Raw genomic sequence first — 14,360 nt, 5'->3', positions numbered from 1 at the left:
ATCGGGTGAGCTCGGTATTCGCCAAGGCGAACCCGCGCAAAGGAGGGATCGACCCGGCCGGTGATCGGTACAACTTCGGACGGGACACCAAAAGCGGAATTCCGCGGAGGGTGGCATGGTGGGTTCCGAGGTCGCGGTCCATCGCACGATCATCGCTGTGGACATCGAAGGTTTCGGCGACCCCGCGCGGACGATGCCACACCAACTGGCCACCCGCGCCGGGCTCTACAAGGTCGTGGCGGAGGCACTTGACGCCGCCGGGGTGCCGTGGGACCGCTGCCGGACCGAGGACCGGGGCGACGCGGTGTTCATCCTGGTACCGCCGGACATCCCCAAGTCGCCACTGGTCGCTGTCATGCCGGAAGCCCTGGCGCACGCGGTGCGCGCCCACAACCACATCAGCGATGAAAGGCAGCGGGTTCGGCTTCGGATGGCTGTGCACGCGGGCGAAGTCGCACACGACGATCACGGCGTCACGTCGAACGCGGTCATCACCGTCTTCCGGCTGCTGGACGCCCCGCCTGTCAAACAGGCGTTGGCGGACTCCTCCGGAGTGGTCGCGCTGGCTGTGTCCCGGTGGGTGTTCGACGAGGTCGTTCGCCACTCCGCCGGGGTCGACGCGGCCACGTTCCGACCCATCCTGGTGGCGGTGAAGGAAACCTGCGACACCGCCTGGGTCGCGCTGCCTGATCAGCCCTATCCCGCCGACCCCACAGTGCTCGACCAACGCGGTGACCACACCAGCCATCCTGTGGTCGCGCCCCCACTCGCATCGCCGGCAGACGAGCAATTGGGCCTGCTGGCCAAGGCGTCGTGGAATCAGTGGACGGGGGCGGCCAACGACCGGCGGTTGTTGCACCCCGCCCCGTTGCCGATCCGGTGGCGTCGCTCGACGGCGCCGGTCGCCGGCCCGGAATCGGCCGCCAGGTATCCGCGGTTCGATCCGCTGCCCGGACTGCCGGCCGTCAGCGAACCGAGTGAGGGCGACAAAGACGCTTTGCACCGGATCTACGGAGGATTGCCGTCGGGGCGGCTGCTGCTGCTCGGACCACCAGGATCGGGAAAGACCGCCGCCGCGATCCTCCTGCTGCGGGACGCGCTGAGTTACCGAAAGCAGGCCAGGCCGGAAGACCAGGCGAGGATTCCGGTGCCGGTGCTGTTCACCCTGCACGGCTGGGACCCCGACAGCGGCGTGTCGGTCACCGACTGGATGGCCGGCAAACTCGCCGAGACCTACCCACTCTTCCACGGCCGCACAGGCCGTCGCGCGGCAACGGACCTGCTGACCGCCGGCCGCGTGGCGGGATTCCTCGACGGCTTGGACGAAATCCCTGAGTCCGTTCGGCCCGGCGTCCTGGCGGCGCTGGCCGACGCCCCCTTCCGACTGGTCTTGCTGACCCGCACCGAGGAAGCGGTCGCGGCAGCCCAGCACGGCCCGCTGGCCGGCGCCGTCGCGTTGGAACTTCAACCCGTGCAGCCCACCGACGCCGCCGGCTATCTCCTGCAACCGTTGGTCAATCCGCCACCAGTCCCGTGGCAGCGGATCAGCGATCATCTCGCCGGGATAGCGGACGATGAACAAGGGACCAGTGCGTTGTCAGAAGCCCTGATCACGCCGCTCGCGCTCAGCCTGCTCCGTGACGTCTACGGTTCGGCCGACCTGGTCGACGAACTCCTTGACGACGAACGATTTCCTGCTGCCGCCGACATCGAGAACCATCTGCTCGACCAAGCCATCACCGCCGCGTACACACCCCGCCCCGGCCATCCTGCCCCGCGCTACCCGGTGGCGACCGCCCAACGCACGCTGCGCTACCTCGCCACCCGGCTCACCGAACACGGCACTGCCGACCTCGCCTGGTGGCACATCCCCACCTGGACAACGCACCGCTCCCGAATGATCATGGGCGCCGTCACGACCGTGCTCGTGAACGAGCTCGTCGTCGGGCTTGCGCTGGGGCCCGTGTTCGGGCCCGTGCTCGGGCTCTCGGCTGGGCTCGTGGTCGGGCTCACGACCGTGGTCGGGCTCTTGGCCGGGCATTGGCAGGGGGTACCGGTCATGCCCAGACGGATCACCCGCCTTACCTATCGGAGCGCAGTGCAAAGTCTCGTGTTCGGATTCCTGGCCGGGCTCTCCGGCGGGCTTCTGGCCGGGGTGTTGGCCGGGCTCCTGGCCGGGCTGTCGGCCGGGCTCCTGACCGGGCTCTCAGTCGGGCTCGTATCCGGACTTGTGGTTGTCGTCCTGCAGGGGCTCGCGAGGCATACGGAAGTTGATGAAAGCCCGCTCGGGCCTGCGGATGTCTGGCGCGAAGACAGAAACGCCGGGCTCATGTTCATATCCGTGGCTGGGCTCGTGTTCGCTCTCGTGGCAGTGCTCACGGTTGGGCTCGTGCCAGGGCTCCCATCGGGGCTCGCGTCCAGACCTTCGGTCGTGCTGTCGGTCGTGCTGCTGGTCGGGCTCGTGTGCGGGCTCGGGACCGCATTGATAATCAAACGTGAGGGCACCGCCGCGAGCTCACCTGGTGCCGCCGCCGCAGACACCGCACTGGCTGCGGTGCAACTCGCGATCCGGCACGAGACCCCACTGCGGCTGGTCGCGTTCCTGGAAGACGCGCGGAGCAGACACCTGCTGCGCACGGTGGGACCCGTCTACCAGTTCCGGCACGCCAAACTCCAAGCACGGCTCGCACAGCCCGTATCCAGGACCCGGTAGTGCCGATTCAGTGGCTGGGCGCGTGTTCCGGGATCCAGTTCAGTTCGGTGCGTGGGGAGTCGCAGTTCGCCAGCACAGGGCCCCAGCCCGCGTCGTCGACGCGCATGCAGGTCTGGGCGAATTCGGACTTCCACCGGTATCCGGCGGCCGCGGTTCCGGTGACCGACCACACCTCTCTCGGCTCCGTCGCCGAGCACTGCCATACGTCGAGTTCGCTGAGCAGGTTGAAGCCGACACAGCCGTCGACGCCGTGGCCGAAGGCGTCGCTCGGGCCGAAGAGGAAGCGGTTGTCGCCGATCTGTTTCGTGGTCCACAGGTGGAACTGGTCCCATTGGTCACACGAATGCATGATCACCGGGAACTTGGTGCCGATCGGACGCGCCGCGGCGAGGATCGGCTCCGGCATCGCGCTCAGGCATTTGCCGGGAAATTTCGCGTTGTGCCACGCCGTGGTGAAGTTCCAGGGGGTCGACTGTGCCTGCGCGACACCACCGGAGGCGAGCAAGGACAGGGCGATCGCCGGCAGGGCCAGCAACTTGGTCCATTTCCGCATGCCTCGGATCGTCGCGGGCGCGACACGCGAGTGAGAAGGGTGCGTGCACCCAGACACTCGGGAGCATTTCCCGGCCCGACGACCCGTAGTACTTAAGAGCTACGCGGTAAGTGCGCTCCACGGAGGGACGCCGACCACGAGGTGTGATCCATAGCTTTCGGTGCAGAGCACGAAAAGATATGGAGGATCGCCATGGCGTCTCTGCCGCGGATGTACCACGCGCTGCTCGCCGCGTTCGCCGGCGCCGTGATAGCCGTGCCGATGTCGGGGATGGCCCGCCCGGCGGCTGTGCCGGCGCCTGCCCCGGCGCACGCCGGCCCGTTGCCTCCGGCGACCGCTGGAGCTCTCGCCGACCGGTACGCCGCAAGTCGCGAAGACATCAGGGCGGCCGAACGGATGGCCAGTGCGCACGGTGACCTGACCCGGGCCGCGGCGTTGCGTGCCATGGCGGAGCCTGATCGTTCCTTCCTCACGTTCGATGGCCGTGACGGCGGCCGCACGGTCGAAGTCTTCGGCGATCTTGCCCAGGCCGAGCGAATCGCCGTGCTGGTCCCGGGTTCGGACACCGATCTCGACAGGTACGGGCGGCTCGAATCCGCCGCGGCGGCACTTGTGGGGCAACTGGGCGACAAGTCCGCTGTGATCGCGTGGCTCGGGTACGCGACACCGAGCACGATCAGCCTCGGGGTGTTGACGACCGGTCGTGCGGACGAGGCCACCGGTGGGTTACGCCGGTTCGTCGAGGAGTTGCGTGCGGTCAAACCCGCGGCCCGGACGTCACTTGTCTGCCATTCCTACGGCACGGTGGTGTGCGCGCGAGCCGCGGCGGACATGGCCGTGTCCGACATCGTCCTGCTGGGCAGCCCCGGCACCGGATACGACACCGTGGCCGAGTTGCATACTCCTGCCACAGTGTGGGCCGGGCGCGGCGCGACTGATTGGATCGCCAACGTGCCTCACTTCCGTCTGAGGTTCATGGTCACCACCATCGGATTCGGCCCGGACCCGCTCTCGCCGGGGTTCGGTGCCCGAGTCTTCGACGCGGGCACCGGCGGCCACAGCGACTACCTGAAACCCGGCTCCTCGTCGCTGGCGGGGATCGCACGGATCATCTCGGGAGACACCCATGACACGCGTTCGTGAACTTGTCGAGCGGACCGAGGCCGCGACGCCGCCGGACCGGGATCGAGCCGTGGACGCGCTCCGCTTCCTGGCCATTCTGGGGGTGGTGCTCGGTCACTGGCTGGTGACCGGCCTGATCGTGGACAGCGGCACTGTGCACGGCGAGAGCCCGTTGCAGTACCTGCCATGGCTGACTCCCGTCTCGTGGGTGTTGCAGACCCTGGCGGTCTTCTTCCTGGTGGGCGGGCAGATGAGCGCACGGGGCTACCTGTCGGCCCGAGCCCGGGGATGGTCGTACGGGCAGTGGCTGGTCTCCCGGCTGGGCCGCCTGTCCCGGCCGGTCGTGGTCCTGGTGGTGGTGTGGGCCGCGGTGGCAGGCTCGATGCTCGCCTGCGGGGCGGACTGGCCGACCGTTCGCACCCTGGTCCACCTGGTGATGTCGCCGCTGTGGTTCCTGGCGGTCTTCGCGGCGTTGACGGCGGCGACCCCGCTGGTCACGAAGCTGCATCCGGTGTGGCCGGTGGCCGTTGTGCTGTGCGTCGACGTGGTGCGGTTGGGTCTCGACGGTCCGGAGTGGCTCGGCTGGGTCAACGTGCCGGTGGGGTGGCTGGTTCCGTTCTGCCTGGGGTCGACCTGGGCGCGCCGCGGTGTCCCTGGCCGCGGCACCGGCTGGGCGCTGCTACTGGGCGGTGCCGCCGCCACAGCCGGGTTGGTCCTGCTGGCCGGCTACCCGGCCGCCATGGTCGGCGTGCCCGGCAACGGGATCTCCAATCTCAACCCGCCCACCTTGGCCGCCGTGACCTTCGGCCTCGCGCAGTGCGGAGCGACCGTTCTGCTGCTCGGCCCATTGCGCCGGGTACTGCGGCGGCCGGTCGTCTGGGCGGCGGTGGCACTGGCCAACCTCTCCGCGATGACCATCTACCTGTGGCACCTGACCGCGCTGATCGCGGTCACCGCCGCCGGCAGGCTCACCGGCGAGACCCTGCCAGGTCTGCACACCGTGCCGGCCAGTGGGAATTGGGTGCTCGCCAGGCTCGCGTGGTTACCTGTCTTCGCCGTGGTGCTGCTTGTCCTCTGCGCGGTGTTCCGTCGGCACGAACGCGGCGGCGTATCTAAGGTGTGATCACGATGGACAGGCGATTCGGGGAAGCCGTGCGGAGGGTGCCGCGCATGCTGCGCGAGGACCTGCTGACGGACACCTCCGACCGGCACGGGCACACGCCCCGATGGCTGTCGGCGTCCGCGACATTGGTGTTCACGTTGTTGGCTGCGGCGCTGTTCGCCGCCACGGCCAATGAGTACGGTCGCGCCGACCAGTTGGGCACGTTCGGCTACCCGGTCGCGGCGGTTCTGGCGATGGCACTTGTCGTCACGCTGTATCGCCCGATCGTGGCTTGGTGGATGGTGACGGCGGTCGACGGTGTGCTGATGGTCTTGGCCATCACCGGTACGAGCCCGACCTGGACAGGTGTCGAGATCGCGATGCGCGTCGCGGTGCTGTTCATGGTCGCGCTGCGGAGCCGCCCCCGGGTCACTGCCGAGACGCTGGGGATCAGCGTCTCGATCGAAGTGATCATGCTGTTCGCCGCCGAGCGCGATCGGGACATTGCGCTCACCGTCACGATCCTCGTCGCCACCGTGGTGGTCGGTGCTTCACTGCGCGGCCGCCAGGTGGCCCGGGACAAGCTGGTGGAGCGGGAGAAGATCCTTGCCGAGGGGCGCACCCAACTGGCTCACCTTCAGGAGCGCAACCGCATCGCGCGCGAACTACACGACGTGGTCGCGCACCACATGTCCGTCATCTCGATTCAGGCTCAGGTCGCCACGCACCTTGTCGAGAACCCGCCCGAGGCGTTGACGGAGAACCTCGCCGGCATCCGGGACAGCGCCGTCGAGGCGCTCACCGAACTGCGCCGGGTGCTCGGCGTCCTGCGTTCCGAGGAGGCTCTGCAGGCCGAGGACACGCGGTACGCCCCGCAACCCAGTCTCGACCAGTTGGACGAGCTGATCCTGACGGTGCGTCGCACCGGCCTCGCGGTCACGACACAGATCACGGGCGATCCGCGCCCGCTTCCGTCGGGTGTCGAACTTTCGGCCTACCGCATCGTCCAGGAGGCGCTCAGCAACGTGCTCCGGCACGCGCCGGGCGCCGCGGCGAGGGTGGAGATCGGATACCAGCGGTCCGAGGTCACGATCCGGGTCGCCAACACCGCCCCGACCCGGCCCGGTACGGCCGCACCAGGGCAGGGGCACGGCCTGCTCGGCATGCGTGAGCGCACCGCCATGCTGGGCGGCGCACTGACCAACGGAGCCACTCCGGACGGCGGATACGACGTGACCGCCACCCTGCCGACGACCACGACTCCGGCCGAGGACACGCCATGACGACCATCCGCGTTCTGATCGCCGACGACCAGAAGATGGTCCGCCAGGGCCTGGCCGTACTGATGGGCGCCGAGCCCGACATCGAGGTGGTCGGCCAGGCCGTGAACGGCGCCGACGCGGTCGCCCAGGTCGCCGAGCTCACCCCCGATGTCGTCCTGATGGACATCCGGATGCCCGAAATGGACGGTATCGAGGCGACTCGTCGGGTCACCGCCGACACCGCCGTGAAAGTCATCGTCCTGACCACCTACGACCTCGACGAGTACGTCTACGAGGCGCTGCGCGCGGGCGCGTCCGGGTTCCTGCTCAAGGACGCCTCCGCGATCGAGCTCGCCGAGGCGGTCCGAGTGGTGGCAGCCGGCGAGGCACTGCTCGCCCCCAGTGTCACCAAACGCCTCATCGCCGAGTTCTCCCGGATATCCGACCGGCCCCGCGCCCCACTCAAGGAACGCGTCGGCGACCTGACCGAACGGGAGACCGAGGTGCTGTCCCTGATCGCGCAAGGCCTCGCGAACTCCGAAATCGCCGAACAGCTGGTCGTGGCGGAACAGACCGTCAAGACACATGTCAGCCGGATCCTGATCAAACTGGGCCTGCGCGACCGTACCCAGGCCGCGGTCTTCGCCTACGAAACAGGTCTGATCCGGCCGACCGGACACTGAGCGATCATGAGACCGACGCGGCGGACGACCCGCCAAGTTGGTCACGCATTCCGGCCAGCAGCGCGTTCAGGCCCAGTTCGAATGCCTTGTCGGCGCGGGGGCGTCCGCGCGGTGCCATGCTGATCGCTTCGGCGAGCGCGGGGAGGGTGTCCGGGTCGGCGTGCCACACCTCGTCCGGGGCGGCGAGGTCAAGGGCTGACCCGAGGGCGTAGCTGTCCAGGACGCTGATCCACAGCGCTATGTCGGCCGCGGGCGCGCCGACCTGGGTCAGCAGCGTCACGATCTGCTCGTAGCCGCGCAGGACCGTGCCCGCGGTCATCGTCTGCTCGGTCAGCAGCGGGATCAGGTTGGGGTGCTCGGCCATCGCCTGTCGGTAGGAGCGCATCCACTGGCGGATCTGCGCGTCCCAGTCGCTGCCGTCCATCGGGGGCGGACCGATCTCGTCGCCGAGCCGTTCCCGCAGGGCCTCGATGATCGCCGCCCGGCCGGGCAGGTGGTGGTAGATGGACGACGCGCTCGCGCCGAGACGCGCGGCCAGGTCGGCCATGGTCAGTCGGCCGGAGTCGTCGACGCAGGCCAGGGCCGCGTCCAGGATTGATTCGACACTGAGCAACCGTTTCCGTCGTTGAGCCACAAGTTCTCCACTATATCCGCAACAGATCGACCCTTGTTCGTACGAAATCCTTGACGACTCGGGGTGCGCTCTGCATCCTTAAGCGAATCTCGTTCGGTTAAGCTTCGCAGGCTCCGAGAGGATCCGCCATGACCACTTCCCCAGCCGGTGACGGCCAGCTCAGACGTGGTGTCCTAGGCACCGGCAGTCTGGTGTTCATGGTCGTGGCCGCCGCGGCGCCGCTGACCGTGATGGCCGGCGTGGCACCGCTGGCCATCATGATCGGCGGGATCGGCGCGCCCGCCGGCTATCTCGCCGCGGGCGCGGTGCTCACCGTTTTCGCGGTCGCGTTCACCCGGATGACGCGGCATGTGGGCAGTGTGGGCGCGTTCTATGCCTACATCGCGAAAGGACTTGGCAAGGCATGGGGTCTGGCCGCCGCGCTGCTGGCGCTGGTGTCGTACAACGCCCTGCAGATCGGGGTGTACGGGCTGCTCGCCGCGCAGGCCCAGGCGACGCTGGCCGACGTGTTCGGTGTGAACGTGCCATGGCCGGTCATCGCGCTCGTCGCCGTCGCGCTGGTGCTGGTGGTGGCCTGGCTGGGGATCGACGTGGGTGCGAAGGTGCTGGGTGTCCTGCTGGTCCTGGAGTCGGGGATCCTGCTGCTGATGGCCATCGGCGTCCTGACCCACGGTGGCGCATCGGGTCTCGACGCGAAGTCCTACACGCCGGCCGCGGCGTTCGGCCCGGGTATGGGCGCGGCCATGTCGTTCTGCTTCGGCGCGTTCATCGGCTTCGAGTCCACAGTGCTCTATCGCCGGGAGGCGCGTGACCCCGAGCGCACGATCCCCCGCGCCACCTATTTCGCCGCGGGGTTCATGGCGATCTTCTACAGCTTCATCGTCTGGTCGGTCATCCAGGCGGTCGGCAGCGAGCACGCGGTCGCCGCGGCCGGCGACGACATCGCCGGCCTGTTCTTCACCGCGATCGGAACCTACGTCGGGCCTTGGGCCAGCACGCTGATGCATTTGCTGGTGATCAGCAGCGTCTACGCGTCACAGCTCGCCTTCCACAACGCGATCACGCGGTACACCTATGCCCTCGCGCGGGACGGCGTCCTGCCGGCGTGGATGGGGAAGGTTCATCCTCGCTTCAGGTCGCCGGTCCGGGCAAGCGTCGTGCAGACCGTGCTCGCGGTGGTCGTGATCGGGGCGTTCGCCATCGCCGGCGCCGATCCGTACACCCGGCTGTTGTTGGGGGTGAACACGCCAGGCGTGGTCGGGGTCGTGGTCCTGCAGACCTTGACCGCGATCGCCACTGTCGTGTACTTCTTGCGACGCAACAAAGCGGCGAGTACGTCGACGGCGGTGGCCGCCGGAATAGTGTCCACTGTGCTGCTGACTGTCGCCACTTATCTCCTGGTGGACAACGTCGGCCTGCTCACGAACACCACGGCCACGGTCAACGTCCTGTTGGTCAGTGTGGTCCCGGTGACGCTCCTGGCGGGTGGCCTGGTCGCCCTCTGGTTGCGGAGCAGGCGACCGGCGACGTACGCGCGCATCGGCGAGGACGCCGTCGTGTCCGAAGGGGTGTCCGTGTGAATCCGGACCTTGTGGTGTGTGCCGACACAGTGCACACCTTGGCCGGCGACGGCCGTCCCGCCGAGGCGATCGCGATGGCCGACGGTGTTGTGGTCGCCGTCGGAAACCGGCGGGACGTAAGGGATTGGCGTGGTTCCGGCACGGAAGTCATCGACTTGGGCCGTGCCGTGGTGACACCCGGCCTGATCGACGGGCACATCCACCCGGTGTCGGGTCTCCAGTTGACCGCGGGTGTCGACCTGTCGGGCGCCCGGTCGCTCGCGGAGGTCGTCGGGCTGTTGGCCGCCGCCGGTCCGGCGCCCGACGGTTGGGTGCAGGGATGGGGACTGGATCCGAACGTCTTCGAGGGCATGCCGGTCACCAGCGCGCCGATCGAGGCGGCGGTGGGCGGTCGGCCGGCCTTCGTGCGGCTGTCCGACGCGCACTCCGCGCTGGCCACCCCGGCCGCGCTGCGGGTCGCCGGAGTCGATGGGCCCCAACGGTTTCAGCAGCGGGCGAGCGTCGTCTGCGGCGAGAACGGCCGGCCGACCGGCCTGCTGCTGGAGTCCGCGGCCATGGATCTGGTGGCCGACCTCATCCCGCAGGAGCCGGTCGCGGAACGGGCCGCGCGGCTGTACACGCTCCTCACCGAAATGGCCGCGACGGGGATCACCGGTGGCCACGTCATGGACCTGCTCGGTGACAGCGAGGCCGTTGTGTCCGCCGCCGAGAACCTGGGTGATCTGCCGGTGCGCCTTCGGTTCGCCCCGTGGTGCGTACCCGGTGTGGACGCCGACGGCTTGGCGGAGCTGGTTGCCATGCAGGGGCGGGGTGGCCGTCGCTGGGAGATCGGCGGAGTCAAGTTCATGATCGACGGCACGGTCGACAACGGGACGGCATGGCTGGAACAGCCCGACACACACGGGGAATCGACGGACAGCTTCTGGCCCGACCCCATGGACTACACCAAAGCCGTGCGGACGCTCGCCGCTGCCGGCGTTCCCACCGCGACACATGCCATCGGCGACGCCGCCGTACGGCATGTCCTTGACGCGCTTGACGGGCTCGGAAGTTCGCCGTCCCATCGGATCGAGCACATCGAAACCCTGCCGACCGGGTTGATCGACCGGTTCCGCCGGCAGCGGGTAGTCGCCAGCATGCAACCGTTGCACAGCCACTACACCAGGGCCGACCACACCGACAACTGGTCGGTCCGGCTGGGCGACGAGCGGGCCGACCGGGCCTGGCGTTGCCGCGACCTGCGCGCCGCAGGCGTCCCGGTCGTCCTCGGCTCCGACTGGCCGGTCGCCCCGTTCGACGCGCGCCGGAGCCTGGCCACCGCGCGCCTGCGGCGGCCGGCCGGTCAGCCCGAAGTGCCGCCGGTACAACCGAACCAGGGACTGACCGCGCTGATGGCGTTGGAGGGCTACACATCCATGGCCGCTGCGGCCGCCGGTCAGATCGGCCGGACAGTGGCCGACGCACGCGCGGATCTCACCGTGTTCACCGTCGATCCGCTGCGCGCCGATCCGGACGAGCTGGCCGACGCGCCGATCGCCATGACTGTGGTGTCTGGCAAAGTCGTGCACAGGGCTTGATCTACAGGAGACGGCCCGGGGATGTGCGCCGGGCGTTGGCGGCCGTGGCCGTCTCCCGGAACAGCTCGCTGAACGGCGTCGGCAGTGTGTCCAGGAGCCTGGCCAAGTGATGGCGTGCGGTGTGGGCGTCGTCGACAGGCAGCCGGTGGTCGATGCCGATGGCGGCGAGCAGGCCGACGAGAACCGTGTCGCCAAGGTCCATCCGTTGGCCTCGGCTCAGTCGGACGGCCAGCCTCGCGGCCGGTGCCGCGGCCACGTTCGGGTCGACCGGCTGGACGACAGGGTGACTGGCCCACCAACGACCGTTGCGGACAAAGCGAAGTACGCCGGTGTCCACCAGGTGGTCGGTGACCACACTGTAGGCGTCCGCGCCGAGGATGTGCAGGCAGTCACTGGTCGACCGGCGGCCGGTCAACCGGTTGAGGGTGAGGTCGGTCAACGGATGGCTCGAGCGCGCGCCGGGCCGGGTCACGACGATCCCGTCGTGCAGCCTTCCCTGTCGCGTGAGCAGCAGGTCGCAGATGAGCGCGGCCGCTGTGCCGACCCCGGCGGCGGTCGCGGCAAGCGTCGACTTGCCGGTGTCCGTACGGGTACACAAAACGAACTTGGTGGCGACCGTGTCTGTGCCGAACATCCTTGTCGGGTCCCAACTCGTGCGGCCTAACCGTCCTGAATGGACCCTACCACCGATGTGGAGGAACTAGGCCGGCACCGCGACAAGATCGGGGACGACGGTCCTGCTCGCCAGGAACTCCCGCATGGTGCGCTCGGGACCGTACCGGTGGCGCAGCCATCGGTATCCGATGTACGCAGCCGGCCCGAACCAGGTTTGCGCCGGGATGACGATGTCCGCGCGGGCGTCGATGTAGTCGATCAGGAGTGAGGACAGGGCGGGCATCGCGGCGCCGAACACGACCACGAGGACCAGTGCGAGCCGTACCGCCGGCCAGCCGTACGCCTTGAGTGCGGCGGCCGTGAACAGGCCGTACACCAGCAGGTCGCCCAGACCCACGATGGCCTCGTCGAAACCGATCCGCATGCCCACCGCCGGGAACAGCGGGTACCCGACGAACTCCCGCACGAGCAGGTTCGACACGGGGATCGCGACGGTGAAGACCGCGTCGTAGACGGCGAGCCCGACGGCGAACCAGGCCACGTGCCGCAGTTGCATGCCGCCCTGCACGTACAGGTTGGCGACCGACACCGCGCCGAGGACCACGACGACACTGGTCTCGGCCCAGAACGCCTGCCAGCCGGGAACCGTGCCGAGCGCGTTCTGGCCGAGCCAGATGTTCCCGCCGAGCAGCACGCCGATGCCCACCCACAACGGGGTCGGGTTGAACAGCGGCCGGAAGCCGATGGAGAGCGACGCCATGAAGGTCAGTGACAGCAGGGACGTCACCGCCCAGCGGGGGAGGACCAGGTACACGGCCGGCAGGATCGCCAGGAACACGAACAGGATGAGGACGTCCCGCCCGTTGAACTTGCCGATGGCCGGTCGGTCGAGCCGGACCCGGAGCAGGTAGAGCAGCGCGCCGAGGCTCGTCGCGAGCGCGCCGATCACCGACACGAACAGCTCGAAGATGGATCTCGACAGGACGGGGCTGAGGATGCCGCTGGTCAGCATGTCAAGCTCCGATCAGGGTCGGACGGACGGTGAACGTCGTCTCGTGCAGGTCGCTGCGCAGGTGGCGGAGTGCAGGAGCCTCGTCGTCGGGCACGAGATCGAGGTCCACGTCCAGGCCGCGGTCGGCGAAGTGGCCGGTGGCCGCGCCCTCGCTCAGGCCGTCCACCACGGACGCCGGCACCGTGAGCCGCAACCGTCCATTGTCGACGGTGGAGCGGAATCGGGCCGGCCACGGGCGGGTCGGCAGCGCCTCGATCGCCTCGATCAGCTGTCTCGGCGTGACGATGTCGCCGGGGCCGAGCCGGACCAGCTGGTCGGCCTTGCCGACGATCGGCCCGGTGCCGGGCAGGCCGGCGACTTCACAGGTGAGCGGCTCGTCGGGCAGGCACTGGACGACGTCGCGCGTGTCGTACCGGAAGACGGGCATGCAGTCGCGGTACGGGAAGAACGGGGTGACCACGACCGTGGCGAGCGCGCCGGGTTCGGCCGGCTCACCGGACTCGAGGTCCAGGTATTCGACCAGCCCCATGTTGATGTCGTGGTGCAGATGTCCGTGGCCACACATCCGCCCGGTCACCGGCACCACCTCGGTCATCGCGAACAGGTCGTTGACCCCGGGCACGCCGAACGTCTCCCGCGCGGCCGCGACCAGGCTGGTGGACAGCACCTCGCCACCGACGTCGACGCGGCGCAGCTGGAAGTCGTCCGGGCCCATACCGCGCCGGCGCGCCGCTGCTTCAAGCTCGCCGAGGTAGCTCGGGGTGGTCGCCAACAGCGTCGCGCCCTGCTCGGCCAGGCTGTCGAGCGCGTCGTCCGGTGGCACGGTGCCCAGCACGCGGCAGGCGGCGCCGACTAGGCGGCAGCAGGCGACGTCGAGGTGGACCGCGGCCGTCGCGCGGGAGCTGATGTTGACCTGCATGACGTCGCTGGGCCGGAGGTCGTCGCGGAGCACGGCGGCCAGTGAGCCGATGGCCGGCCAGAGGTCCATCTCGTAGCGCGACATCCAGATCTCGGCCGGCCGGCCGCTGGTGCCTGTGGTGCGGGTCGCCAGATAGCGGCTGGTGTCGGCGCACTGGAAGTCGTCCGGCCGCTCCACCAGGTCGCGTTTGACGGTGACCGGGACCGCGGCCAGGCCGGCGACGTCGAGCTTGGCCGGCGGTACGCCGGCGGACGCGAACCGGCGGGCGTAGAAGGGGGACTGCGACGCGAGCCGGGTGGCGGTGCGTCGAACACCCTCGGTGGCGAAGTCGAGCCGAGCCGCCGGATCGGTGAGCGGGCCGTCGATCAGGTCCCGGGCGTCCGCGCCCGGTTCGCCGAACTCGCGGAGGGTGGCCAGTGCGTCGTCGACGAGCCTGGTGATGTTGCGGGTGTCCAGCCGACGCCCCCGGACCATTCCCATCGCCATCCGCAACTGCCTGATCCCGGTCTCGAACATTTGCCACTCCTTTCTTTGTCATCGCGTCTGGAAACCGGGCGACGCTCATCGCGGAACGCCGCCCGGTCCGTT

Annotated in this window: 12 protein-coding genes; 7 read left to right on the top strand and 5 right to left on the bottom strand. The window is 69.1% G+C overall.

Features of this window, described 5'->3' with window-relative positions; translation table 11 throughout:
* Window positions 1-115: 115 nt before the first annotated feature.
* Window positions 116-2,713 (top strand): hypothetical protein, encoded by a 2,598-nt coding sequence (locus tag EV192_RS54640; protein ID WP_207925966.1) that lies wholly within the window; start codon window positions 116-118, stop codon window positions 2,711-2,713.
* Window positions 2,714-2,720: 7 nt separating this feature from the next.
* On the opposite strand, the gene EV192_RS10440 is transcribed toward EV192_RS54640, so the two are convergent.
* Window positions 2,721-3,266 (bottom strand): hypothetical protein, encoded by a 546-nt coding sequence (locus EV192_RS10440; protein WP_132113835.1) that lies wholly within the window; start codon window positions 3,264-3,266, stop codon window positions 2,721-2,723.
* Between the two features lie 192 nt (window positions 3,267-3,458).
* Here EV192_RS10440 and EV192_RS10435 point away from each other — a divergent pair, with 192 nt between their 5' ends.
* Genes EV192_RS10435 through EV192_RS10420 form a run of 4 tightly spaced genes read left to right on the top strand, consistent with a single transcriptional unit; the run spans window position 3,459 to window position 7,435 of the window.
* The gene (locus EV192_RS10435) at window positions 3,459-4,409 is read left to right on the top strand and encodes an alpha/beta hydrolase (protein WP_132113833.1); all 951 of its coding nucleotides are present in this window, start codon (window positions 3,459-3,461) and stop codon (window positions 4,407-4,409) included.
* A complete protein-coding gene (locus tag EV192_RS10430; RefSeq protein WP_132113831.1) occupies window positions 4,393-5,511 on the top strand; it encodes an acyltransferase family protein in 1,119 nt (372 codons plus the stop codon). The genes EV192_RS10435 and EV192_RS10430 overlap by 17 nt, the downstream gene beginning before the upstream one ends.
* A gap of 5 nt (window positions 5,512-5,516) precedes the next feature.
* Window positions 5,517-6,773: a sensor histidine kinase gene (locus EV192_RS10425; RefSeq protein WP_132113829.1), complete on the top strand. Its 1,257-nt coding sequence runs from the start codon at window positions 5,517-5,519 to the stop codon at window positions 6,771-6,773.
* Window positions 6,770-7,435 carry a response regulator gene (locus EV192_RS10420; protein ID WP_132113827.1) on the top strand — a complete coding sequence of 222 codons (666 nt, stop codon included), beginning with the start codon at window positions 6,770-6,772 and terminating at the stop codon, window positions 7,433-7,435. The genes EV192_RS10425 and EV192_RS10420 overlap by 4 nt, the downstream gene beginning before the upstream one ends.
* 4 nt (window positions 7,436-7,439) lie before the next feature.
* On the opposite strand, the gene EV192_RS10415 is transcribed toward EV192_RS10420, so the two are convergent.
* Entirely contained in the window at window positions 7,440-8,069 is a 630-nt protein-coding gene (locus EV192_RS10415) for a TetR/AcrR family transcriptional regulator (RefSeq protein ID WP_132113825.1), read from the bottom strand.
* Between the two features lie 128 nt (window positions 8,070-8,197).
* Here EV192_RS10415 and EV192_RS10410 point away from each other — a divergent pair, with 128 nt between their 5' ends.
* Window positions 8,198-9,649 carry an APC family permease gene (locus EV192_RS10410; RefSeq protein WP_132113823.1) on the top strand — a complete coding sequence of 484 codons (1,452 nt, stop codon included), beginning with the start codon at window positions 8,198-8,200 and terminating at the stop codon, window positions 9,647-9,649.
* Complete coding sequence (locus EV192_RS10405; RefSeq protein WP_243726758.1) at window positions 9,646-11,226, top strand: amidohydrolase; 1,581 nt, start codon at window positions 9,646-9,648, stop codon at window positions 11,224-11,226. Before EV192_RS10410 ends, EV192_RS10405 begins: the two co-directional genes overlap by 4 nt.
* A gap of 1 nt (window position 11,227) precedes the next feature.
* On the opposite strand, the gene EV192_RS10400 is transcribed toward EV192_RS10405, so the two are convergent.
* The 3 genes from EV192_RS10400 to EV192_RS10390 all read right to left on the bottom strand — a co-directional run bounded on the left by EV192_RS10400 (window position 11,228) and on the right by EV192_RS10390 (window position 14,288).
* Window positions 11,228-11,860 (bottom strand): GPP34 family phosphoprotein, encoded by a 633-nt coding sequence (locus tag EV192_RS10400; RefSeq protein WP_132113821.1) that lies wholly within the window; start codon window positions 11,858-11,860, stop codon window positions 11,228-11,230.
* Window positions 11,861-11,926: 66 nt separating this feature from the next.
* A complete protein-coding gene (locus EV192_RS10395; RefSeq protein ID WP_132113819.1) occupies window positions 11,927-12,853 on the bottom strand; it encodes a hypothetical protein in 927 nt (308 codons plus the stop codon).
* A gap of 1 nt (window position 12,854) precedes the next feature.
* Window positions 12,855-14,288, bottom strand: coding sequence for a phenylacetate--CoA ligase family protein (locus EV192_RS10390; protein WP_132113817.1), 1,434 nt, complete (start codon window positions 14,286-14,288; stop codon window positions 12,855-12,857).
* Window positions 14,289-14,360: the final 72 nt, after the last annotated feature.

Origin of the sequence: Actinocrispum wychmicini, assembly GCF_004345645.1 — a bacterium.
GTDB lineage: Bacteria > Actinomycetota > Actinomycetes > Mycobacteriales > Pseudonocardiaceae > Kibdelosporangium > Kibdelosporangium wychmicini.
Note: the sequence above shows the minus strand (reverse complement) of the source record. Positions and strands in the feature narration are given on the sequence as shown.

Bases quoted from the DNA above. Each gene is read 5' to 3' on its own strand.
- EV192_RS54640 (WP_207925966.1), top strand. From the start codon at position 116: ATGGTGGGTTCCGAGGTCGCGGTCCATCGCACGATCATCGCTGTGGAC.
- EV192_RS10440 (WP_132113835.1), bottom strand. From the start codon at position 3,266: ATGCGGAAATGGACCAAGTTGCTGGCCCTGCCGGCGATCGCCCTGTCC.
- EV192_RS10435 (WP_132113833.1), top strand. From the start codon at position 3,459: ATGGCGTCTCTGCCGCGGATGTACCACGCGCTGCTCGCCGCGTTCGCC.
- EV192_RS10430 (WP_132113831.1), top strand. From the start codon at position 4,393: ATGACACGCGTTCGTGAACTTGTCGAGCGGACCGAGGCCGCGACGCCG.
- EV192_RS10425 (WP_132113829.1), top strand. From the start codon at position 5,517: ATGGACAGGCGATTCGGGGAAGCCGTGCGGAGGGTGCCGCGCATGCTG.
- EV192_RS10420 (WP_132113827.1), top strand. From the start codon at position 6,770: ATGACGACCATCCGCGTTCTGATCGCCGACGACCAGAAGATGGTCCGC.
- EV192_RS10410 (WP_132113823.1), top strand. From the start codon at position 8,198: ATGACCACTTCCCCAGCCGGTGACGGCCAGCTCAGACGTGGTGTCCTA.
- EV192_RS10400 (WP_132113821.1), bottom strand. From the start codon at position 11,860: ATGTTCGGCACAGACACGGTCGCCACCAAGTTCGTTTTGTGTACCCGT.
- EV192_RS10395 (WP_132113819.1), bottom strand. From the start codon at position 12,853: ATGCTGACCAGCGGCATCCTCAGCCCCGTCCTGTCGAGATCCATCTTC.
- EV192_RS10390 (WP_132113817.1), bottom strand. From the start codon at position 14,288: ATGTTCGAGACCGGGATCAGGCAGTTGCGGATGGCGATGGGAATGGTC.